General features: G+C 40.9%; 17 protein-coding genes. 9 read left to right on the top strand and 8 right to left on the bottom strand.

Annotation, left to right across the window (positions count from 1 at the left end):
• Nucleotides 1-35 precede the first annotated feature (35 nt).
• Nucleotides 36-857, bottom strand: a complete 822-nt coding sequence (gene cobA / locus R3X26_RS06210; RefSeq protein ID WP_317716354.1) for a uroporphyrinogen-III C-methyltransferase — start codon at nt 855-857, stop codon at nt 36-38.
• A 409-nt stretch (nt 858-1,266) separates the two neighbouring features.
• On the opposite strand from cobA, the gene R3X26_RS06205 reads away from it, so the two are divergent.
• Nucleotides 1,267-3,780 carry a nitrate reductase gene (locus R3X26_RS06205; RefSeq protein WP_317716353.1) on the top strand — a complete coding sequence of 838 codons (2,514 nt, stop codon included), beginning with the start codon at nt 1,267-1,269 and terminating at the stop codon, nt 3,778-3,780.
• A 58-nt stretch (nt 3,781-3,838) separates the two neighbouring features.
• On the opposite strand, the gene yfbR is transcribed toward R3X26_RS06205, so the two are convergent.
• On the bottom strand, nt 3,839-4,438 hold the full coding sequence (gene yfbR, locus R3X26_RS06200) for a 5'-deoxynucleotidase (protein WP_317716352.1): 600 nt from the start codon (nt 4,436-4,438) through the stop codon (nt 3,839-3,841).
• Between the two features lie 118 nt (nt 4,439-4,556).
• Nucleotides 4,557-5,771 carry a pyridoxal phosphate-dependent aminotransferase gene (locus R3X26_RS06195; RefSeq protein ID WP_317716351.1) on the bottom strand — a complete coding sequence of 405 codons (1,215 nt, stop codon included), beginning with the start codon at nt 5,769-5,771 and terminating at the stop codon, nt 4,557-4,559.
• A 221-nt stretch (nt 5,772-5,992) separates the two neighbouring features.
• Between R3X26_RS06195 and R3X26_RS06190 the strand changes: the two genes are divergently transcribed.
• From R3X26_RS06190 to menE, 6 genes are all read left to right on the top strand, one after another.
• Nucleotides 5,993-7,342 (top strand): isochorismate synthase, encoded by a 1,350-nt coding sequence (locus R3X26_RS06190; RefSeq protein ID WP_317716350.1) that lies wholly within the window; start codon nt 5,993-5,995, stop codon nt 7,340-7,342.
• Entirely contained in the window at nt 7,339-9,168 is a 1,830-nt protein-coding gene (menD, locus tag R3X26_RS06185) for a 2-succinyl-5-enolpyruvyl-6-hydroxy-3-cyclohexene-1-carboxylic-acid synthase (RefSeq protein WP_317716349.1), read from the top strand. Before R3X26_RS06190 ends, menD begins: the two co-directional genes overlap by 4 nt.
• Complete coding sequence (gene menH / locus R3X26_RS06180; RefSeq protein WP_317716348.1) at nt 9,155-9,964, top strand: 2-succinyl-6-hydroxy-2,4-cyclohexadiene-1-carboxylate synthase; 810 nt, start codon at nt 9,155-9,157, stop codon at nt 9,962-9,964. The genes menD and menH overlap by 14 nt, the downstream gene beginning before the upstream one ends.
• Nucleotides 9,965-9,991: 27 nt before the next feature.
• Nucleotides 9,992-10,858 carry a 1,4-dihydroxy-2-naphthoyl-CoA synthase gene (gene menB, locus R3X26_RS06175; RefSeq protein ID WP_317716347.1) on the top strand — a complete coding sequence of 289 codons (867 nt, stop codon included), beginning with the start codon at nt 9,992-9,994 and terminating at the stop codon, nt 10,856-10,858.
• A gap of 181 nt (nt 10,859-11,039) precedes the next feature.
• The gene (gene menC, locus R3X26_RS06170) at nt 11,040-12,041 is read left to right on the top strand and encodes an o-succinylbenzoate synthase (protein WP_317716346.1); all 1,002 of its coding nucleotides are present in this window, start codon (nt 11,040-11,042) and stop codon (nt 12,039-12,041) included.
• A 39-nt stretch (nt 12,042-12,080) separates the two neighbouring features.
• Entirely contained in the window at nt 12,081-13,580 is a 1,500-nt protein-coding gene (menE, locus tag R3X26_RS06165) for an o-succinylbenzoate--CoA ligase (RefSeq protein ID WP_317716345.1), read from the top strand.
• A gap of 246 nt (nt 13,581-13,826) precedes the next feature.
• Here the strand turns inward: menE and R3X26_RS06160 are convergent, their stop codons facing one another.
• Genes R3X26_RS06160 through R3X26_RS06150 form a run of 3 tightly spaced genes read right to left on the bottom strand, consistent with a single transcriptional unit; the run spans nt 13,827 to nt 17,252 of the window.
• Nucleotides 13,827-14,744, bottom strand: coding sequence for a YeiH family protein (locus R3X26_RS06160; RefSeq protein ID WP_317716344.1), 918 nt, complete (start codon nt 14,742-14,744; stop codon nt 13,827-13,829).
• On the bottom strand, nt 14,741-16,630 hold the full coding sequence (locus R3X26_RS06155; protein ID WP_317716343.1) for an MFS transporter: 1,890 nt from the start codon (nt 16,628-16,630) through the stop codon (nt 14,741-14,743). Before R3X26_RS06155 ends, R3X26_RS06160 begins: the two co-directional genes overlap by 4 nt.
• Nucleotides 16,631-16,667: 37 nt before the next feature.
• Nucleotides 16,668-17,252, bottom strand: coding sequence for a TetR-like C-terminal domain-containing protein (locus tag R3X26_RS06150; RefSeq protein ID WP_317716342.1), 585 nt, complete (start codon nt 17,250-17,252; stop codon nt 16,668-16,670).
• A gap of 323 nt (nt 17,253-17,575) precedes the next feature.
• Here R3X26_RS06150 and R3X26_RS06145 point away from each other — a divergent pair, with 323 nt between their 5' ends.
• The gene (locus R3X26_RS06145) at nt 17,576-18,484 is read left to right on the top strand and encodes a Tim44 domain-containing protein (RefSeq protein ID WP_317716341.1); all 909 of its coding nucleotides are present in this window, start codon (nt 17,576-17,578) and stop codon (nt 18,482-18,484) included.
• A 160-nt stretch (nt 18,485-18,644) separates the two neighbouring features.
• Here R3X26_RS06145 and pta read toward each other — a convergent pair whose 3' ends face one another.
• Complete coding sequence (gene pta, locus R3X26_RS06140; RefSeq protein WP_317716340.1) at nt 18,645-20,801, bottom strand: phosphate acetyltransferase; 2,157 nt, start codon at nt 20,799-20,801, stop codon at nt 18,645-18,647.
• 102 nt (nt 20,802-20,903) lie between these two features.
• On the bottom strand, nt 20,904-22,100 hold the full coding sequence (locus R3X26_RS06135) for an acetate kinase (RefSeq protein WP_317716339.1): 1,197 nt from the start codon (nt 22,098-22,100) through the stop codon (nt 20,904-20,906).
• Between the two features lie 337 nt (nt 22,101-22,437).
• On the opposite strand from R3X26_RS06135, the gene yfbV reads away from it, so the two are divergent.
• Nucleotides 22,438-22,890, top strand: a complete 453-nt coding sequence (gene yfbV, locus R3X26_RS06130) for a terminus macrodomain insulation protein YfbV (RefSeq protein ID WP_317716338.1) — start codon at nt 22,438-22,440, stop codon at nt 22,888-22,890.
• Nucleotides 22,891-23,018: the final 128 nt, after the last annotated feature.

The raw sequence follows: 23,018 nt of genomic DNA, 5'->3' as shown, positions 1-23,018 counted from the left end.
CTTGCTTAAAATTTGTTCAGTAGTCACCACGGTTTTTACGCCGACAGTTTCAAACCCTGTTTGTTATTGCTGCTATTGTTGGCATTACTAGAGCGATCCGCTAACTGTGTTAACCATTGCATCTGTTTTGCTACCGACACTACCTTCCCAACCACAATCAACGCGGGTGACTGGATTTGGTTGAGTTGTTTAATTTGTTCTAGTTCGTTTAATTCGCCTATAAAAATCCGTTGTTGAGGTGTCGAGCCATTTTCAATAAATGCCACTGGAGTGTTGCTTACCATTCCTCCTTGAATGAGCTTGTCACTTATCATTTGGCACTTACTTAACCCCATGTAGATAACCAAGGTTTGGTTAAGGTTGGCTAAAGCAGACCAATTTAAATCGAGTTTTTTATCTGCGTGAGCAGTGATAAAAGTGCAACCTTGAGCTAACCCGCGATGAGTTAATGGGATTTGAGCGTAGGTCGTGCAACCGGATGCGGCGGTTATGCCTGGAATAACATCAACATGGATGCCTTTTTTCGCTAGCAACAGCATCTCTTCACCGCCACGACCGAATACAAATGAATCACCACCTTTAATTCGACAAACGTTTTTACCTTGCAGTGCGTAATCTACTAACTGTTGGTTGATATCATCTTGTGTCGCACTATGGTGGCCTTTAGCTTTTCCTACATAAAGGGTGTCAGCATGGGCAGGGAAGGTGGCTCGGATTTCTTGGCTAACCAAATTGTCGAATATTATCAACTCTGCTTGTTCAATTGCTTTGGCTGCTTTTACTGTTAATAAGTCGGGGTCACCGGGACCCGCTCCTACTAAGGTAACTATACCGACCTTGTTGCAATGCCTATCCATAACCTTACTCCCTCACTAAATTCATCTGGTATAGAGAATCTTGTATTTAGCTCACTGCAATATGAGTGCCTAAATGTACATTTTTTGTTAAAAATTATTTTTATTTGTTAAATAACAAACGGTTATTTGTATTTTTGGCCAAGAGAGGAACGGGATGAAAATGTATGAGATTAAGTGTTTTTGTTTATAAATGAATCTTTATGGTGCATTTGTGTTGTTTAAGGTGCAAAACAGTGGTTAAAGTTGGTATTAATGTGGTAATTATGTCTACCACTTTAGGGGTATATTGTATTTTAAGTTATTGTATTGTAAGAATTAAAACTTGTCTTTTGTTATATTTGGATAGTTGGTTCATATGTTGCTACATAACCTAATAATATGACTGTTCTTTGTGGTTGAGGGTGCTTTTGTGACTATTGTTAATGATGGATGGATTAAAACGACTTGTGCCTATTGTGGCGTTGGTTGCGGCGTTGAAGCTAGGGCTAAATCGTGTGGTGAATTAGAAATTCGTGGCGATAAAAGCCATCCATCTAACTATGGAAAGTTATGCACTAAAGGTATTGCTCTTGGTGATACCGTTATTCATGATGGCAGATTGCTTGCTCCAATTGATAAGACCTTTGAAAAAAACAGCAATACCTGTGTGGAATACATGACGCCACCTGATAGGAATATCGATTGGGATGAAGCAACCTCGATAGTCGCCAGTAAGTTTTCTGAAACTATAGAGCGTTATGGACCTGATTCAGTTGCATTTTATGTATCCGGTCAACTGTTGACAGAAGATTACTATGTTGCCAATAAACTGATTAAAGGATTTATAGGTAGTAGTAATATAGACAGTAATTCACGGCTTTGTATGGCGTCTTCTGTTGTCGGACATAAGCGAGCTTTTGGTGCCGATACGGTTCCGGTTTGTTATCAAGATCTTGATGAAGCGGATTTGGTGATTCTCGTTGGCTCCAATCTAGCGTGGTGCCATCCTGTACTTTTCCAACGCTTGCGTCTGGCCCAACAAGAAAACAGTAAGTTACAAATTGTGGTTATTGATCCACGCCAGACAGATACCTGTTCTATTGCGGATGAGCATTTAGCGATTAAATCTGGAGCAGACGTGGCACTATTTAATGGCTTACTTAATTATTTAGTGTCAGAAGATTGTGTCGATAAAGCGTTTATAAATGACCATACCAATGGCTTTGAGCAAGCGATGATATCGGCTCAATCTGAAAGAAATATTGAAGCAACCACAGGTCTAACCTCACAGCAGTTAACTTCTTTTTATCAAGGTTTTGCCAATAGCGAAAAAGTGCTGACCATCTATTCTCAAGGTGTAAACCAATCGACCTCAGGCTCCGATAAAGTTAATGCAATTGTAAATTGTCACCTTGCAACAGGCAAAATAGGAAAAGTTGGTAGTGGTCCATTTTCAGTGACAGGGCAGCCTAATGCGATGGGTGGACGTGAGGTCGGTGCATTAGCCAACACATTGGCGGCGCACATGGAGTTTGATAATCCCAACCATATAGAATCGATTAAACGTTTTTGGCAATCTGATAACTTGTCAACTAAACCCGGCCTTAAAGCAATTGATATGTTTGATGCGCTTAAAGACGGAAAAATAAAAGCTATTTGGATCATGGCGACTAACCCAGTTGTCAGTTTACCGGATAGTGAAAAAATTAAATCCGCATTGCGGGACTGTCCCTTTGTTGTGGTGTCTGATTGTATTGCCGATACTGAAACAACGCGCTTTGCCGATATGGTTCTTCCTGCGCAAGGTTGGAGCGAGAAATCAGGTACAGTAACCAACTCTGAACGACGCATTTCTCGTCAGCGCCGATTAATGCCGAGCCCTGGGTTAGCTAAACCTGACTGGTGGATTATAAGCCAAGTAGCCAAAAAAATGGGCTTTACACAGGCGTTTGATTATCGACATGAAGGCGAAATTTTCCGAGAATACGCTCAGTTAACAACTCAAGATAACCATAACGGTGAACGAGATCTTAACTTGATTGGATTAACCCAATTAGATGATAAGGGCTATAGCCAATTGTCGCCACAACAGTGGCCAGTTACTTCGTTACAAGATGATATTGTTGATCAACGTATGTTTACTGACGGTCAATTCTTTACCGCGAACAAGCGCGCCAACTTTGTTGCGGTTGAACATCAGTTACCGAAAAGTGACACCAGTGAAACATATCCGTTGTTACTCAATACTGGCCGTAGTCGGGATCATTGGCATACCATGACTCGCACAGGGTTGTCAGCTCGGTTGGCAGAACATAAACCGGAGCCGTTTATGCTCATTCATCCAACAATTGCCAAGCGTTTTACCATTGATCAAGGACAAATAGCCAAAGTGATGAACGCACAAGGAGAGTGCCAAGCCAGAGTTGAAATTAGTGATGAGGTTTCAAGTGAGCAAGTGTTTGTCGCCATTCATTGGAATAACCTGACGGCAAAAAACAGTAAACCTTGTGATCTTATTGCCCCTCATACCGATGCCTTTTCCGGTCAACCTGAGTTTAAACACACACCCGTTACCCTTGCAGCTTGTCACTATCAAAGTCGTGCCATTTTTCTTACTAAACAACCACTGGACTTAAATGAGTGCGATTATTGGTCAAGGCAGAAAGTAGCTGGTGGCTATTTATATAGAATTGAATCTGCGTTATCGGTTTATCAACTTACCCAGATATTGAAACAAAAATTTATAGGCAACAGTGAAAAATTACTCACGGTTGAGACCGGAACACAGCATCGATTGGCGACGATAAAGCAAGATCAGCTTTCTCAGTTGGCTATCGTCCAACCGAGTGTTGATGGCTGGGAGCTTGATCAATGGATTGAAAGCTTCACCCAACCATTTTTGCTTGAACAAGAGCAACTGTTTTTAGCCAAACAATGCGCTTAAAAAGCTCAATTAAATAGGCACTAGCATAAATGACGTCTAGATTTAGCCGTCAGGCTAATCAACCAGATATTTTATCAAAAGTGGTCGTACAGCTATCACAAAAGATATCCATAAAGTCTTTTACCTCTGGCATGGTTTCAACCAGTTGTTCAATACGCGGATCAAGCCCTTCCTTTACGTGTTGAAATTCATCATTGTTGAACCTCAATTCGTTGAGTGTTTTGATGTACGCGGACAAAATATCAGCGGCTTTTACGATTTTTTTGTATTCATTATCGACATTTTTTTGGATAACTAAATCGGAAAACTCGTCTCTTAAATCGACTGGTAATGTATCTAAACATTCTTGTTCCGCAATATCTTCTAGCTTTTTGAATGCTGCGGTAAATTCCGGGCTATGATATTTAGTTTTTGAATTCATATCTTGCAGCTTCGTTTCTGAAATTTCATGATAAATGGCCACGACGGCTGCTTTTTCTGGGCTTAGGTGCCCTCCGTAACGCTTGTTTTTTATCACGGTTAATAAGTGTGCAATGACGGATACTTGGTGACAGTGTTCCGATACATTTTCTTCTTGAAAGCAATGCATTAATGCCCAACGTTTAATTAGCGGCATACGAGTAACCCAAGCCATAAATGTACTTTGTTGTGGTTTCACTTTGTTTTCCTTAACCAATAATGATCTATAAAACGAAAAAAACGCCCATTAAGGCGTTTTTTATCATAGAGAATTTTTTCAATCATTATAAGTCATAGAAGTCGCTATTTGAGTGACTTTATTGGCTATAAGTTGAAATAAATCGTTCAAATCGACCAATTGCAGTTTCCAAATCTTCTACATGCGGCAAGGTTACAATTCTAAAGTGATCGGGTTTAGGCCAATTAAATCCCGTTCCTTGAACCAGCAATACTTTCTCTTGAATTAAGAAATCGAGCACCATCTGCTGATCATCTTTGATGTTATACATCTTAGTGTCGATTTTGGGGAACAAGTACATCGCTCCTTTTGGTTTAACACATGAAATGCCTGGGATTTGAGTAATAAGCTCATAAGCTCTATCGCGTTGCTCTAGTAAGCGTCCACCGGGTAGAATCAGCTCGTTAATACTTTGATAACCACCCAATGCGGTTTGAATGGCGTGTTGCATTGGTACGTTGGCACATAGACGCATAGAAGCCAACATATCTAAACCATCTATATAGCTTTTGGCCAGATGTTTAGGGCCAGTGAGGAACATCCAACCACTGCGGAATCCACATACACGATACGCCTTAGATAACCCGTTGAATGTAACCATTAATACATCTTCGGCTAAGCTAGCCATAGTTGTGTGAGTTGCTCCGTCGTACAGTACTTTGTCATAGATTTCGTCAGCAAAGATAATTAGGTTATTTTGTCGCGCAATTTCAATGACTTCTAATAAAAAATCTCGACTATAAACCGCACCAGTTGGATTATTTGGATTAATCAGAACAATGGCTCGGGTTTTTTTGCTTATCTTACTTTTAATATCATCAAGATCAGGATACCAGTCTGAACTTTCATCACATATATAATGTACTGGCGTGCCGCCAGACAAGGAAACACCGGCTGTCCACAATGGATAGTCTGGTGCAGGAACTAGCAGTTCGTCGCCGTTGTTAAGCAACGCTTGCAGCGCCATTACAATCAGTTCTGAAACGCCATTACCAATGTAGACATCTTCGACATCCAAGCTACGAATGCCTCGTCGTTGGTAATGTTGCACGACGGCTTTACGGGCTGAATAGATACCTTTTGAGTCGGTGTACCCCTGAGAGGTGGGTAAATTACGTATAACATCGACAAGAATTTCATCCGGGGCATCAAATCCAAAAGGGGCGGGATTACCAATATTCAGTTTTAGAATATTATTGCCTTCTTCTTCCATGCGTTTAGCATGTTTGAGTATTGGACCTCTAATGTCATAGCAGACACTATCGAGTTTCGATGACATCCCGATATTATACATTGCTCTATTCCCTATCTTTCTGATTTTATTTTATTAAAGTACACCACTTTTGAAATTTTTAGAATAAAAATCTGTTATAAATTAAACAGATGTTACCCCTTTAGAGGTGTTTGAGCTAATGACTCACTCAAAACTGATCATCTAACTTGATTTGCCGCTAGTCAGCAAATAGAGTGCGGTGCATAATATGAACTCTGTGTATTAAACATTTCGAGGTGGATTTGTCCCATTTTAGTCAAGCTATCGATGAACTAATTAGTCAAGTTGCTACTACGAAAGAGCAAGACATTCGAATTGCTCAGCCTTTAACGAGCGGGCCTAATGTGGCGTGTATTGATTGGCTTGAGGCGCAACCGCATTTTCCAAAATTTTATTGGCAGTCGCGTGATTTACGTGAAGAGGTTGTGGCACTTGGTAAAGTTCATACTTTTTCCGAACCGGCGCCGGCCTATACTATTTTGGGTGAAAATCAGCGCATTTGGGGAGGGAAATCCTTCGCCAGTTCCTTGCAATCAGCCGCTAACCCAACGGAGAGCCTGCCGAGGCCAACTGAAAAAAATAGTAAGGGGCTTTCGGCTTACTTTTTTTTGCCGCAAATAGAACTGGTCAGATTCGATAACCAGTGGTCGCTGTGCGTCAATCTTGCCGATAGTAAAGCAGCAATCATTAACGCATTGCAAAGGCTATCGGTGCATGCCTCACCATTGCCAGTTATTGAGTGCCAAGTTGAGTCGGTAGATCATTGCCCGAACGAACATAAATGGTATAGCCAGATAGATGATGTATTGATGAAAATCAGACAAAATCAGTTTAAAAAAGTAGTGTTAGCTAGAAAGACAACAGTGGAGCTAGATTCAGCGGTATCTGCCGCTCAATTGTTGAAGTCGAGTTGGATTGAAAATAAACACAGTTTCCATTTTTTATTTGCGTTGGATGAATCGCAAGCTTTTATTGGCTCTACTCCTGAGAGATTGTACAGCCGCAATGGTCAAGAACTCGAAACAGAAGCATTGGCCGGCACCATTGGTCGTGGCAACAATCAACAAAAAGATTCCGAGTTGGCAAACTGGCTAACCAACGATAGAAAAAATCTCACTGAAAACCAATATGTCGTGGATGATATCATTGATAGGTTATCGCCATATTCCCACAGTATTGATGTTCAAACGGACGCAAGATTGGTGCAATTGCGTAAGGTACAACATCTAAAACGCAATATTCAAGCTCACCTTAAACAAGGTATCAATGGTGTGCAACTACTATCTGCCCTTCAGCCGACAGCAGCCGTCGCAGGTTTACCAAGAGAAGCCGCTATTCGTTACATTCATGACCACGAACCGTTTTCGCGTGGCTGGTATAGCGGGTCTATGGGGTATATAAGTCATCAAAAAGCTGAGTTTTGTGTGGCGATAAGAAGTGCATTTGTGGCAGAAAATGAGCTACATCTTTATGCTGGAGCAGGAATTGTAGAAGGTTCGCAAGCGGACGTAGAATGGAATGAATTAGACAAGAAAATGGCGACGTTACTGAGTTTACTAGAGGAAAATAGTGTATTGGGAGTCATTTCATGAGTCAACTTGACCAGCATAATGAGCAGAATCAAGCCCGACTTAATCGCCTCTGGTCTAAATTGATTTTAGAAGAGTTAACTCGGTTGGGCGTTCAGCATGTTTGTGTTGCTCCGGGCTCTCGTTCAACACCATTGACATTAGAAGCGGATGAACAAGAAAATTTAATTCTGCATACTCACTTTGATGAACGTGGCTTAGGTTTTCTTGCTCTGGGACTAGCCAAAGCGAGTTTGTTACCCGTTGCTATTATTGTCACCTCAGGAACAGCGGTGGCGAATTTATTGCCTGCTATCGCAGAGGCTAAGCTGACCGGTGAAAAGCTAGTGGTGTTAACCGCAGATAGGCCTCCAGAATTAATAGATTGTGGTGCGAATCAAGCAATAAGTCAGATCGGTATTTATTCCGAGCACGTTACTAGCAGTTTGAATTTGCCTGTTCCTAGTGAAGCGATATCCGCTGAATGGCTGTTGTCATCGACAGACAACCTGTTGTTTCAACAACGCCTTGCGGGTGGTCCAGTACACATCAATTGTCCGTTTGCCGAGCCGCTCTATCTGCTATCTGATTGTAATGATGGCAACAAAGCAAATCAGCACACTGCCATAAATAAATACGATGATTTAACTGATAGTAAAAAAACGGCGGTTTTCTATCGGTACTTACGGGGTGTGCAAGCTTGGCTAACAGATAGTCAACCGTACACTAAACAGGTCAACAACCGCTCATTTGTTCATGATGACGCTACATTTTTAGCGGCGCATAAAGGTTTGATTATTATTGGTAGTGTTGACCTTGCGGAAGCAGAGAAGGCGTTGGCGTTAGGAAAAGCTTTGCGGTGGCCTATATTGTGTGATCCACAATCAGGCGTATCGAGTGAATGGCAACATTATGACTTGTGGCTAAGAAATCAGCGCGTTGCCGTGCGATTGGCTTCATGCGACTTTATCTTGCAGTTTGGCGCAAGGTTAGTCTCTAAATCTCTAAATGGGTTTATTCACCAACAAGTTTCGAGTAACAAAGCCAATTATACGTTAGTGTCTAATCAACAACAGCGACTTAATCCCAATAGCCTGCCTCAAACGCATATTCACGCTAATATTGTCGAGTGGGTTAATAACCAACTTGCTCACCTTGCATCGCAATCTAGTACTCACCAATGTTGGGCCGATGAGCTAAAGCAGTATGCCTCTAGAGTGAAAAGTTTGTTATGGGATAAAGAGATTTTTCCATCTCAGAGTAATTCTGAACTCAAATTGTCAGAGATCAACTTGGCAGCATTACTTGAGACTATCGCCAATAAAACCGACTTGTTTATTGGCAACAGTTTAATTGTTAGGTTAATTGATATGGTCTCTGCGCTGAAAGGTAACCGAACTTATTCTAATCGTGGGGCGTCTGGTATTGATGGATTAGTCGCTACAGCGGCGGGCGTACAACGAATTAATAATGAAGCGATGTTGCTTTTGTTGGGGGACATTTCTTTACTTTATGATCTCAATTCTCTGGCGTTGTACCACCATTCAGCCGTTCCGACAGTTATCCTTGTGACAAACAATGACGGTGGGGCTATTTTCGATTTATTACCCGTGCCGACAGATAAAAAACAAGCACTCTATCAAATGCCTCATGGTTATCAATTTGAACATGCAGCCAGGCAGTTTAACTTGAAATACCTTAAACCCGATAGCTTACAGCAATTAATGGATGCTTCTGTTGCACATTTACAGTCGGGATCAGGCGCATTGGTTATCGAACTGCTGACTCCTGCTGGACAAGCATCGCAAGATATTCAACGTTTGGTACAAAAAATTCATGCTTTTTGTTAAGCAATACGCGGCTCGAACAGAGCAAGAACAAAAGCCGATATTAGTTTTTGTACATGGTTTATTGGGCGATGGTACCGATTGGCAAGAATTGATTGATTGCCTAACAAACTACACTTGTTTCACGGTTGATTTACCCGGTCATGGGCAAAGTAAAGTCGTTAAGCCGATTGATTTTGCGCATTGTGGTCAACTTATTCGTCAAGCTATTATGTCTGTCGAGCGAGCGTTACATGACCAACCTGAACGACCGATTGTGCTAGTGGGTTATTCTCTTGGTGCTCGATTGGTTATGTTTGCTTTAGTTCATGGTTTTTTACGAGATTTAAATATAAGTGCCTGTTTTATTGAAGGCGGCCATTTTGGCTTAACTGACCAAAAAGAAAAACAGCAGCGATTGGCCAATGATACAAATTGGGCATGCCGATTTCGACAACAACCAATAGAACAGGTTTTAACCGATTGGTATCAGCAATCTGTGTTTGCATCGCTAAATAAACAGCAAACAGATGAATTGATTGATAAGAGAGCGCATAATCAAGGAAGTGCGATTGCAGAAATGCTAATGGCGACGTCGTTAGCAAAACAACCTTTTTTATTAGATCAACTTGCGACAAATACTGGCTTTATTCACTACATATGTGGAGAAAAAGATGAGAAATTTTTCAGTTTAGCCAAGCAAAGTGAATTGAGTTTTACCGCGATAGAAGGCGCTGGGCATAATGTCCATAAAGAGAGGCCTGATAAACTTGCTCAGCTAATTAAAGCAAAACTTGAGCAATGTTCGTTACGCTTTTAGTTAATAATACAATGATTGGATCAAAACATGGCAAGAACAGTTGGAATGACCGAACAAGAACTTTACGCTCCAGTATCATGGGTAGATTGCAGTGATGGATACGAAGATATTCACTATCACAAATCGATAGATGGTATCGCGAAAATCACCATTGCTCGCCCACAAGTTCGCAATGCGTTTCGTCCGCAAACTGTGAATGAAATGATCAAAGCCCTAGCTGATGCTCGCTATGATGAGCAGGTTGGTGTCATTATTCTTACCGGACTAGGCGAAGATGCTTTTTGTTCTGGTGGTGATCAGAAAATTCGTGGCGATTATGGTGGCTATCGTGATGACAATGGAACACACCATTTAAATGTCTTAGATTTTCAACGTCAGATTAGAACCTGTCCTAAACCGGTTATTGCGGCGGTAGCTGGGTATGCTGTTGGAGGCGGGCACGTATTACACATGATGTGCGATTTAACCATTGCTGCTGAAAATGCCCAATTTGGTCAAACTGGGCCAAAAGTTGGCTCATTTGATGGTGGTTGGGGTGCTTCGTATATGGCTCGTATCGTTGGTCAGAAAAAAGCGCGTGAAATTTGGTTTTTATGTCGCTTCTATGACGCACAAGAAGCATTAGACATGGGATTAGTGAATACCGTTGTTAAGGTAGACGAATTGGAAAAAGAAACCGTTCGTTGGTGTCGTGAAGTGTTACAACATAGCCCAATGGCGTTGCGTTGTTTGAAAGCCGCTTTAAACGCTGATTGCGATGGTCAAGCTGGCCTGCAAGAGCTCGCTGGTAATGCCACTATGATGTTTTATATGACGGAAGAAGGGCAAGAAGGACGTAACTCATTTAACGAGAAACGACGTCCAGATTTCTCTAAATTCCCTAGAAATCCTTAGCCTTGAAGTACGTTACCTTGAAATTAAAAGCCTCAGAACCCATAAATATAAGGTTCGCAATTAAGTAAACCTTAACCATGATGCACATTATCAACGCTCAGTTTAATCATAAAACCTGAGCGGTTGTAGGTTTTCATATTGTTAAACATTAGATATTCAACATTACTTTATTGAGATTACTATGCGTCAAGCAAAGCTATACAAATACCAACTTCCTATGGACAGCGGAGTGATACTTCGAGAGAACAAATTAACCGAAAGAGTTGGTTGGATAGTTGAATTAACTGAGCAGGGTAAAAGTGGCTATGGCGAAATAGCACCTTTGGTTGGCTTTAGCCGAGAAACAACAGAACAAGCAGGGCAACAAGCACAAGTTCAATTAGAACAGTGGGTGAGTGGTGAAGAATTTCCATTCGATGACCTTTATCCTTCTGTGGCGAGTGGTTTATCTTTCGCCGAGCTTGAATTACGTGCTGAATTACCGTTAGCTGGCAATTATGATGCAGCTCCCTTGTGTACTGGTGACCCTGATTTACTGTTGCCAATTTTAGAAAACTTACCGACAGAAAAAAAGGTAGCCAAAATTAAAGTAGGCATTTACGAGCCTATCCGTGATGGTATGTTAGTTAATCTGTTTTTGGAGTCGATACCCGATCTCAAACTAAGACTGGATGCCAACAGAGCATGGTCACTGGAGAAAGCCGAGAAGTTCTCTTCTTATATTAAACCTTCATTTCGACATAGAATTGAATATGTTGAAGAGCCTTGTTTCGAACCCGGCAACAGCTTTACCTTTGCCATTAATACTGGTATTGCGATTGCTTGGGATGAAACCTTACAAGATGCAATAAAGACCGCGGATTTTGAACTGAATGCCTTGACTGGAGCGAAGGTGCTAATTATTAAGCCAACCTTAATTGGTTCTGTATATCGCTGCATCGAGTTGGTTAAAGAGGCTAAGCGATTGGGTATAACCGCCGTGATTAGTTCGGGTATTGAATCAAGCCTAGGTTTAACTCAGTTAGCTCGCTTTTCTCATTGGCAAACACCTGACACAGTACCGGGTTTAGATACCATTAAATTGTTTGGTTGTCAGCTTGAAGTCGAATGGCCAAATTGTACTTTACCTTTAGTTAAGTTATGCGACCAACCTGTTGTTTGGCAAAGTAGCGAGTGTATTTAGCCGAACATTGGCATACGAACAGACATGATAGATTAACTCATGAGCAACGATTTACTTTCGGCTAAGTCTCAACTTTCAACCACAGAATGTGGTTTGGAATGTTGGCGACAACGCACTCCGTCAGAGACGGCATTGAGGTATGCTGGTAAGGCTTTTACTTGGCTAGAGATCGGCTCAGTCGTTGACAGGTTGAGTCAATCTCTATTGGAACAAGGGGTTGTTAGAGGTGAGGTTGTTGCGCTTATTTCTAAAAATAACCCAGAGTTACTGCTAATCTATTTGGCCTGTTGCCGAATTGGTGCGATCGGTGCATTTATTGCGCCAACGACCGCAAATCAATTACAGAAGAAGTTACAAGTTCTTGGTGATTGTCACTATTGGGTCCACTCTAGCGGTTTTGATATGACCGATGGCGACAAACTGTGTGATACATCATTGGCTAAATGTGATACTTCATTAGCAAAAGTAGCATCGGATCCGAATTATCGTCCGTTGCATATCTCCATTGATTGGAATACGGGCTCCCCACAGACTCCATGCCCTGATGTGTCAGAACAAGATCTTACTAGCATTATTTTTACTTCTGGGACAACGGGATCGGCCAAAGCGGTAGCGCATACAAAACAACAACATATTGCTTCGGCGCAAGGCTTACTGGAGCGATTCAAATTCAATAAACAACATACTTGGTTATTGAGTCTCCCTATGTACCATGTTTCTGGTTTAGCGATTGTTTGGCGTTGGCTGGTTACTGGAGCTTGTCTTAAAATTGGTGAGGGAGCTGATCTCTATCAAGATTTACAACAGGTTACTCATGCCTCTCTTGTTACTACTCAATTGAAACGCTTATTATATGATGGACGACCACTTTGTTTGACAAGAGTGTTACTGGGAGGCAGTCATATACCCATTACTCTTGCGCAAGCAGCAAACCAACGGGGAATTGATACGTGGTTAGGCTATGGTATGACCGAAGCCGCTTCGACAGTAATGGCTAAACCGGTTGACGGTCGAGTAGGGGTCGGTTTTTTATTGCCTAAACGCAACATTAAAATTGATGACAAGCGAATCTTTATTAGCGGTGAAACATTAGCATCAGGTTATTTTTCTCATGGTTTCATTACGCCTTTAACCGAGGATGGTTGGTTTGATAGTAAAGATCTTGGCGAGTGGCATGGAGATGAAATCTGTATCCTTGGCCGTGCCGACAATCAATTTATCTCAGGAGGAGAAAATATCCACTGTGAGGAAATTGAAAAAGCGTTATCGTTCCATCCACAGGTAAGGAATGTAATGGTTGTTGCAGTAAAAGACAGTGTTTATGGTGCACGACCTGTTGCGGTTGTGCAATGCGATAGATTGCTCCATAAAAGTGAATATGAACAGGTTATTGCGAAACATCTGGATAAATTCAAATGGCCGATAGACTATGTTTTAATGCCAGAATTTATTAGTCAATCCTCTGCGATTAAAATCCCTCGAGCAAAAATAAAACAATGGTTTAGTGAGAATATTACCAATTATACTTTGGTTAGTTAGCTTAATTGGCTAGTCAATTAAGCCAAAATTTAACCAAACAATTGGTTATTTCTTAGTCCAAAAATGAATTTATTTTCGTATAAGAAAGCCTAATAATATGCCCAGCAGTTATTAAAGGGCGATTACATGAAGTTTTTAAGCATCATTTGTGCAATATTATTGATTACGCTTGCGTTGTTCACTCAAGGTGTTATTAAATCCTTGGCAGAGTTGAGCGCATTTTTATTGGTTGTTTATTATCTTTATTTACGCAAGAGTCAACCAAGCAAGCGACAGAGTTGAGATTGCAACCCACAAAAACACACCGAAAAGTAATGGTTTAGCGCCTGCCGCTTTTAATTTATCTAAAGAAATACTTGAACCAATTAAAAACAAGCAAACCACTAAAGTCTGTTTGGCTATCACAAAAATAGAGTCATAAATGTTGTCGAATTGAGGCAGATAATCGCTAATTAATATTGCCGCACAATAAAATACAATAAAGAATGGCACTCTGACTTTATTTTCACCATTGTTGAACAGTAAGGCACTAATAAAAGCCACTGGAACAATCCATAATGCTCGTGCCAGTTTAAGTGTTGTCGCTGTTTTTAACGCCTCTTCCCCATAAGCAGATGCTGCCCCAACTACAGATGATGTATCATGAATGGCGATTGCTGCCCATGTGCCAAAGGTATGTTGATCTAAATCGAGTGCATGGCCGATCAATGGAAAAATAAATAAGGCGATTGAATTAAGAACAAATACCACAGCCAATGCCAGCCCTGTTTGTTCGTCTGAGGCTTTTATTGCGGGAGAAACTGCAGCAATTGCACTACCGCCACATATAGACGTACCAGCCGAAATTAAGTAGGCGCCCTCTCTATTTAATCCTGCTTTTTTGGCTATCAAGGTACCAATGGTCAACGTGCCAAAGATAGAGACAATGATCATCCCAATGCCTTGCCCTGTCACTGCTAATGCTTCTTGAAAATGAATACCGAACCCCAGACCCACAATAGAATAAGCGAGGAGTTTTTTGGTTATTTTGCCAATAGGTAATGTTTGAGGAACAAAACCTAAGCTGGATAAGGCAAATCCCATAACCAACGCGGTAGGCGACGAAATCCAAGGTGTTAGACATGTTGCGGCAACAATAAAAAATACTAGGTTGTTTTTACTCATTGATTATTGCCTCTTAGCTGTTGCACTTGTTGATGAATATAATGGGCGCTTGCTTGTTTTGGTGAAATAGCCAAACCCGCTTCAATTTCTATCTTGGCTCGAAATCTACGTGGAAACCCTCTACAAGCTCGACCTTTGTAACGGCTGAAATAACTGCCCCACATGCCTTTTAATGCCAATGGAATGACCGGAACAGCTGAACGATTGAGAATAAGCTCGACGCCACGCATAAAAGGTTGTATTTCACCATTTGGGGTTAACTTCCCTTCAGGAAAAATACAAACAATTTTACCCTCTGCAAGCGCTTGTTCCACGCTTTTGAACGCTTTTACTATCGATCGAGTATCGTTTGATGAAATGGGGATGACCCCCGCTTTAGCTAAAAATCCCTTTATGGGCTTAAAGTTTGCGTAGTCTTGTTCCATAACAAAATGAATTAATCGTGGACTTACTGCACTCAGTAATAAAGCGTCCATATAGCTTACATGATTGCAGACTAACAGTGCGCCACCTTTTTTCGGTAGATGATGTAAATTGACCTGTTTTACGCGGTAAATTAAATGTGCGAATAACCGTACTAGAAATCGGACAACATAGATGGGGACTTGTATAAATAGAAACAGAGCAACCAGCAAATTTAATAAAGATAATATCAAGAAAAAAATTGGAATAGAGAGTTCTATTAAGCCAAGCAAGATAATGCCCATTATCGCACTTGCCACCATGAAGACCGCGTTATAAATATTATTAGCGGCAATAACTTGTGAACGTTGTGCCTTTTGAGCTCTAACTTGCATTATGGTGTAAAGTGGGACAATGAATAGTCCGCCACATACGCCAAGCAGTAATAGATAAATAAAGGTCGGCCACAGCGCAGTATAATTAACAAAGTCAGAAAACTGAGTTAATGGCGGTAGATTATCAGGAACAGAAAAGGCCAGTAGATATCCAAATAAACTGATACCGATGCTAGCTAATGGGACAATTCCATATTCAATACGATGGTTAGATAGTTTGTCGCATAGTTGAGAACCAAGCGCTATGCCAACCGAAAATAATGCCAGCAAGAACGAAACGGCTGCTTCACTACCATTTAAATATTGTTGAGTAAAAGTGGCAAATTGAGTGAGGTAACTTGCTCCTAAAAACCAAAACCAACTTATTGCTAGAATCGATTTGTAAATGATTTTATCTTGTTTAGCAATGCGCAATGTCGTTCGGGTCTGTTTTATCGGTTGCCAACTAATAGAGCTAGTAGGATTAACTGCCGGCGTTGATGGAATAAAACGGCTCGCGAGGTATCCGAGGATTGAAAATAATACGACGCACAATGAAGCGATATAAATGGCATGGTCGAACGAGGTTATAACACCTGCAATCACTGTCCCCAACAAAATAGCCAGAAACGTACCGGTTTCAACTAAAGCATTGCCAGATAAAAGTTCGTCACTTTTGAGATGTTGAGGTAAGAGAGAGTATTTAACGGGACCAAAGAAGGCTGATTGAGTTCCCATTAAAAATAACAGCATTAGTAATGCTAAGTAGCTTTGGGTAACAAATCCGACTGCGGCGCATAGCATAATGACTATTTCGAGTAATTTTACCTTACGTATAAACCAGTCTTTATCATATTTATCCGCTAATTCTCCTGCGGTTGCTGAAAATAAGAAAAACGGCAAGATAAAAAGCCCCGCGGCTAGATTAATAAATAAATTTGGTGAAATCGCTAATGCATCAACGCCCGCAAAAGCGACTAAAATTAATAAGGTGTTCTTGAATACATTGTCGTTAAAGGCACCCAAGAATTGGGTAATGAAATAAGGTAAAAAACGTTGCTGCGTCAATAGTGAGTTTTTAAACAAACGTGACGTTTTTTCTGCTGCCATACTAGACCTTATTTTAATTCATTACTTGAATAGTCGACTATTTTAAATAGTGTGCTAATAGGTTGGTAATAAGTGCTTTACCGTTGATAGGTTCAGAGGTGAAAAACATATCATCTACGCTAAGTTGAGTTATACCATGAACGCCAGCCCAAAGTACTCGGCTAGATTCTACCACTTCTTCAGTGGATTTTTCTGGAGATATAATTGCAACCAAATGTTCCAACATACTGGTCATGTTATGAATACGTTGAGATTGCCAGTCAGGTAAGTCTTCACCATTCATCGAGTGTTGGAAGATAAGACGCCAACGATATGGGTTATGCTGAGCAAAATCGTGATAACAGTAGGCTAAATTATATAAGGCATCTTGTGGGTTTGCTGATGTTTCGAGTGTTTTAGCCGCTTCGGCTTGCAGTTCATCGACAGTTTGAGCGACAACTTGTAATAGCAATAAATTATAGCTACCAAATACATTGACCAACGTACTGGGTACATAATCGATTGCATTGGCTAATTTTCTTAGGCTTAACTTATGATGAGGTTGATTGGCTAGAAATTCTTTTGCTTTATTCAGCGTTAGATTAATAAGCTCTTCTCGAGTGTGATCATTTCTTCGTGCCATACTTCCATGTGCCGATTTATTTATGTTGAGCAGGTTAATTGGTTGTCGTAATAACCTGATCAATAATGAACAAAGTTCATTATTTTATGTGTCATGTATAAAAGGTCAAGATTTTATGCTTAGGAATTTATTAGGTATTTTTCCCTGTAATATTTAGCAACACTCAGAGTGATACAAAAGATTCAATTATTCGAAATTTACATATATGATGCCAAAATACGGACAGTTAACCCTATGCTTAAACGTGTTTCCCTACTTACATTTTAAAGTTGCTTGGGTCTAGTCAAAAATAAAAATAAGGTTGAATAAAATTGAAGAACAAAATGAGAAGTATTTTAGCTATGGTTGCACTTATTATGTTTACCGTAACCACCTCTCCTACGGCTGATGCAAAACGTTTCGGCGGAGGAAAATCTTTTGGTAAAAGCTTTAAAACAGCGCCTGCGCCTAAGCAGGCTCAGCAAAATACCAATTCATTGAAGAAAGATCCATCGCAAGCATCAACAGGTAGCAAGCGTGGGTTACTCGGTGGTTTAATGGGTGGCCTACTTGCTGGTGGATTACTCGCGGCGTTTTTTGGCGGAGCATTTGACGGTATTCAATTCATGGATATTCTCATTATAGGTTTGATTGCTTATTTTGGTTTCAAGTTTTTGCGCGGAATACTGGCAGCAAAAGCAGGTGGAATGAATCAGCAGGCTTATTCAACGGCTGGTCACCAAAATTCTGATTATCAAAGGCAGAGCCATCAGCAAACTGGTTATCAACAAAATAGTGATTCATCAATGAAGTTTCAGGCTTCTGAGCAAGCTCAATCGTCTACCGGGTTTGGCTCTGCAGGTAAAGCGGATGTTCCACACAACTTCGCGCCTGGTTTTGATCAAGCAGCCCTTATAAATGGTGCTCGTGAACATTATAGAATTTTGCAAGGTGCATGGAACCATAACGAATTAAACACTATAGAAGAGTATGTTTCAGCGAGTTTATATCAAGATCTGAAAGCAGAACGAGCTCAATTGCAAGGTGAACAGCACACCGATGTAATGTACGTTGACGCAGAAATTGTTCGTGCAGATTATGACGGTTCTACCGCTCAGTTAAGCTTGCAGTTTAATGGTCGCTATCGTGATGCAGTGGAAGGGATTGAAGAAGATATCAATGACGTTTGGCATCTTGAGCGTGATTTGACAATAGACAACGCACCTTGGTTAATTGTCGGTATTCAGGCTTAATGGTATAGATTTATTGTATGCTTATTAAACAAAATATTTAATAATAAAATACTACAAATAAAAACCCCGATAGTATATATCGGGGTTTTTTCTATTTTACTTGAGTTGTTTTATCTCACTAGTTTTTACTATAACTAGCATTATAAACAATACAGTTACCTTATTTAGCTACTTCAATTTGTGCGGCTTGTTCTGCCTGAATTGCCGTTAGGGCTACAGTATAAACAATATCATCTACTAACGCGCCACGAGACAAATCGTTAACAGGCTTACGCATACCTTGAAGCATTGGACCAATAGAAACCAAGTCAGCAGAACGTTGTACTGCTTTATAGGTTGTGTTACCCGTATTCAAGTCAGGGAATACAAACACGGTCGCTTTACCTGCAACAGGAGAGTTTGGTGCTTTAGACGCCGCTACGTTTTCCATGATCGCTGCATCGTATTGAAGTGGGCCATCAATAATAAGATCAGGACGTTTCTCTTGAGCCAGTTTGGTTGCTTCACGTACTTTGTCTACATCTGCACCTTTACCAGATTCACCAGTAGAGTATGAGATCATGGCTACACGAGCATCAATACCAAAGGCGATAGCAGAATCTGCAGATTGGATGGCGATTTCTGCAAGTTGTTCTGCGGTTGGATCTGGGTTGATTGCACAATCACCGTATACTAATACTTGGTCAGGCAGTAGCATGAAGAATACTGATGATACGATAGACGCGCCTGGCGCTGTTTTGATTATCTGGAATGGAGGAACAATCGTGTTAGCTGTGGTGTGAACCGCGCCAGAAACCAAACCATCAACTTCATTCGCTTCAAGCATCATTGTGCCAAGGAAGACAGAATCTTCCAGCTTTTCACGAGCAACCACTTCGGTCATGCCTTTTTTCGAGCGTAGCTCAACAAGACGAGCAACATACTTTTCGCGAACGGCTGCTGAATCTATAATTTCAACACCAGCACCAAGCTCAACACCTTGTTGTGCGGCGACGTGGCGAATTTCTTCAGGATTACCTAAAAGAACACATGTTGCGATTCCACGTTCAGCACAAATCGCTGCTGCTTTTACTGTACGAGGCTCATCACCTTCAGGCAATACAATACGTTTGGCTGCACGGCGTGCGAATTCTGTTAATTGATAACGGAAAGCTGGTGGACTTAGACGGCGAATGCCTTGCGTACCTTCTGATAAAGAATCAATCCAAGGCCCATCAATGTGTCTGGCAACATGATCATTTACAAATTCGATACGATCTTTATCATCAGCAGGGACTTCCAAGCTAAAGCTTTGTAAGTTAAGTGATGTTTGCCATGTATTACCTTGCGCTTTAAAAATAGGTAGCCCGGTTTCAAAAGCACGTTTACATACTTTAGTTATTTCTTTTGGTAAGTCATACCCACCAGTAAGAAGAATAGCACCAATTTCAACGCCGTTCATTGCTGCCAAAGCCGCTGCTACAATCACGTCTGGACGGTCAGCTGACGTCACTAACAATGAGCCAGGTTTAAAGTGTTCAACCATGTGTGGTAGCGAACGTGCACAGAAGGTAATACTCTTAATACGGCGATTATACATGTCGCCTTCGTGTATCACTTCAGCGTCTAAGTGCTTGGCCATATCAATAGCGCGAGTCGCGATAAGATCAATGCTCCAAGGCACACAGCCTAAAACACGAATTGGACTTGCATTAATGATTTCCATTGTTTTGATGTTGGCTTGTTTCGCCGCGTCTGCTTCATCAAAAATCTCTGAAAGATCGGGACGTGTTCTGCCTGCATCATCAACTGGTGCGTTAAGTTTGTTAATAATAACGCCGGAGATGCTCTTATTTTTCGTGCCACCGAAGTTAGAAACGGCTAACTCGATACGTTCTCTTAGTTGCGCTGTATTATAAGTGCCCGGTGTAGCAACGAAGACAATTTCTGCACCTAATGTCTTGGCAACTTCTTGGTTGACTTGGTTCGCAAATGGATGCTTACGGGTAGGGACCAATCCCTCAATCAGAATAACTTCTGCGTTGCTCAATTCATTGTAACGACCGACAATGGTTTCTAGCAACTCATCCATCTTTTCATTACCGATAAGAGATTCGGCTTCATGCATAAGAATAGATGGTGATGTTTGAATATCACTGTTTGTATTGATAATGGTTGAAGTTAGATCGGGTTGGTTGCCACCGTGGCGTGGTTGGGCAATAGGTTTGAAGAACGCAACATTAACACCTTTACGCTCCATTGTACGGATAACACCTAAGCTAACACTAGTAAGGCCTACTCCAGCGCTGATCGGTACAAGCATGATAGTACGGGACATTCTTAGAATACCTCTGATTTAAGGGGAAAGGCTCGATTCATATGTAAATATATTCCCAAGCCCAAATCAAAACTGGCTAACAAAGTTAGCCAGTTCATTTAATTAAAGACCTGCCAGTCTTGCAGTATCTTCAGCAATAACTAATTCTTCATTAGTAGAGATAACCATTGCAGGGATGCGGCTTTCGTCAGTTGTAATAACACCTTCGCCGCCGAAGCGAGCCTTAAGGTTTTTATCATTATCGACTTCAATTCCAAATATACCTAGGCGGTTTAATACCAACTCACGAATTGGGCTAGAGTTTTCACCAATACCACCGGTAAATACGATAGCGTCAAGACGTCCATCAAGTGTTGCTGTGTAACCCGCAATGTATTTAGCTAAACGATGACAGAATACGCCCATAGCACGAGCAGCATCTTCTTTATCTTGGTAATTATCTTCAACGTAGCGGCAATCAGATGTCACTTGAGTTAAGCCTTGTAAGCCAGACTCCTTAGTTAGCATAGTATTGATGTCGGCTACCGAGTAACCAAGTGTGTCGTGTAAGTGGAAAATAATCGCTGGATCAATGTCACCAGAACGAGTTCCCATTACTAAACCTTCTAGTGGAGTAAGCCCCATAGAAGTATCTACTGATTTGCCATTTTTAATAGCGCAAATAGATGCACCATTACCTAAGTGACAGTTGATGATATTGACTTCATCTGCTGGTTTACCTAGACGTTCTGCTGCTTCACGTGCAATGAATAGGTGAGAGGTACCATGCATGCCGTAACGACGAATACTATGCTCTTTATAAAGATTGTATGGTAAAGCATATAAATATGCATCTTGAGGCATCGTTTGGTGATACGCAGTATCAAATACAGCAGACATAGGTAAGGCAGGAAAAGCTTTTTGAGCCGCTTTAATACCAACAATCGCAGCTGGGTTATGCAAAGGAGCCAAAGCGGCACAATCTTCAATGCCTTTGGTTACTTCGTCGTCGATTAATACCGATTGGGTGAATTTTTCACCTCCGTGAACCACGCGATGGCCAATGGCAGATAAAGAATTAGAAAGTTCTGGCTTAGAAGCAAGAATAGTTTCTACGATGAATGACAATGCTTCATCGTGTGCAGCGCCGTCGCCAAGCTGCGCCTCGTGTTTGCCATCAAGTTTCCATTTAATACGAGCATCTGGAAGATGAAGGCATTCTGCAAGGCCGGTTAGATGCTCGTTACCATTATCGGCATCTACAATAGCAAATTTAAGTGAAGAACTACCGCAGTTTAAAACTAAAACTAGCTTAGACATGAGTGACTACCTGTTAATCGTCTGAAAATATCAGTTTGGTTGAAAATGAATCTCAAGAATAACTGACTGTGAAAGTCATTCAATATCCTTGGTCAAAAAAACATCATTATCCGTTGTGTAAACATGGTCGTTATTTTATGACCACGCTAGCATTCCGTGCTAATTACCATCATAAATTTGCCTAATTTGTAAATAACAGCAACAATGATATTGATGGTGCGCAAAGAATAGCGATAATAGACTAAGATAACAAAAAAAAATGAGTAATTTTTAATTTTAGTCAATAATTTTATAATTAATGTTGAATAATTCAAATATTTTTTAGTGTGAGGCACAAATGAGCACAAATTCTGGACTGATCGGTAATCTGCGAAGCGGACAAAAATATATGGATACTTGGCCGATGAGAAAAGAGCTATCGCCTATTTTTCCAGAACACAGAATTATTAAAGCAACTCGATTTGGCATTAAAGTGATGCCAGCCGTAGCGGCTATGAGCATTTTAATGCAGATGAGTTTTGAAAACACACAAGCCATGCCTCAAGCAATTGTTATTGCTTTATTTGCGATTAGCTTGCCATTACAAGGAATCTGGTGGCTGGGGAATCGCGCTAATACTACATTACCCCCAGCACTGGCAGGTTGGTATCGAGAGTTACATCAAAAAATACAAGACTCTGGTTTTGCTATTGAGCCGATCAAACAGAAACCACGTTATAAAGAGCTCGCCGCGTTGTTAAATCGTGCTTTTAAACAGTTAGATAAAGCTTCATTAGAGCGCTGGTTTTAGAACTAATGTCAGTTTTTGTACTTTATAATTACTATAAAACCTCTCATTTCTATTAATTACTTTAATAAATAACAAACTCTTCTTCCATTCCGCTCTGGTTACTGGTAAAAATGTTTACGTAAGCGTAA

This window comes from Vibrio sp. TH_r3 (assembly GCF_033101115.1).
Taxonomy (GTDB): domain Bacteria; phylum Pseudomonadota; class Gammaproteobacteria; order Enterobacterales; family Vibrionaceae; genus Vibrio.
This window is presented reverse-complemented; position numbering and strand designations above follow the sequence as displayed.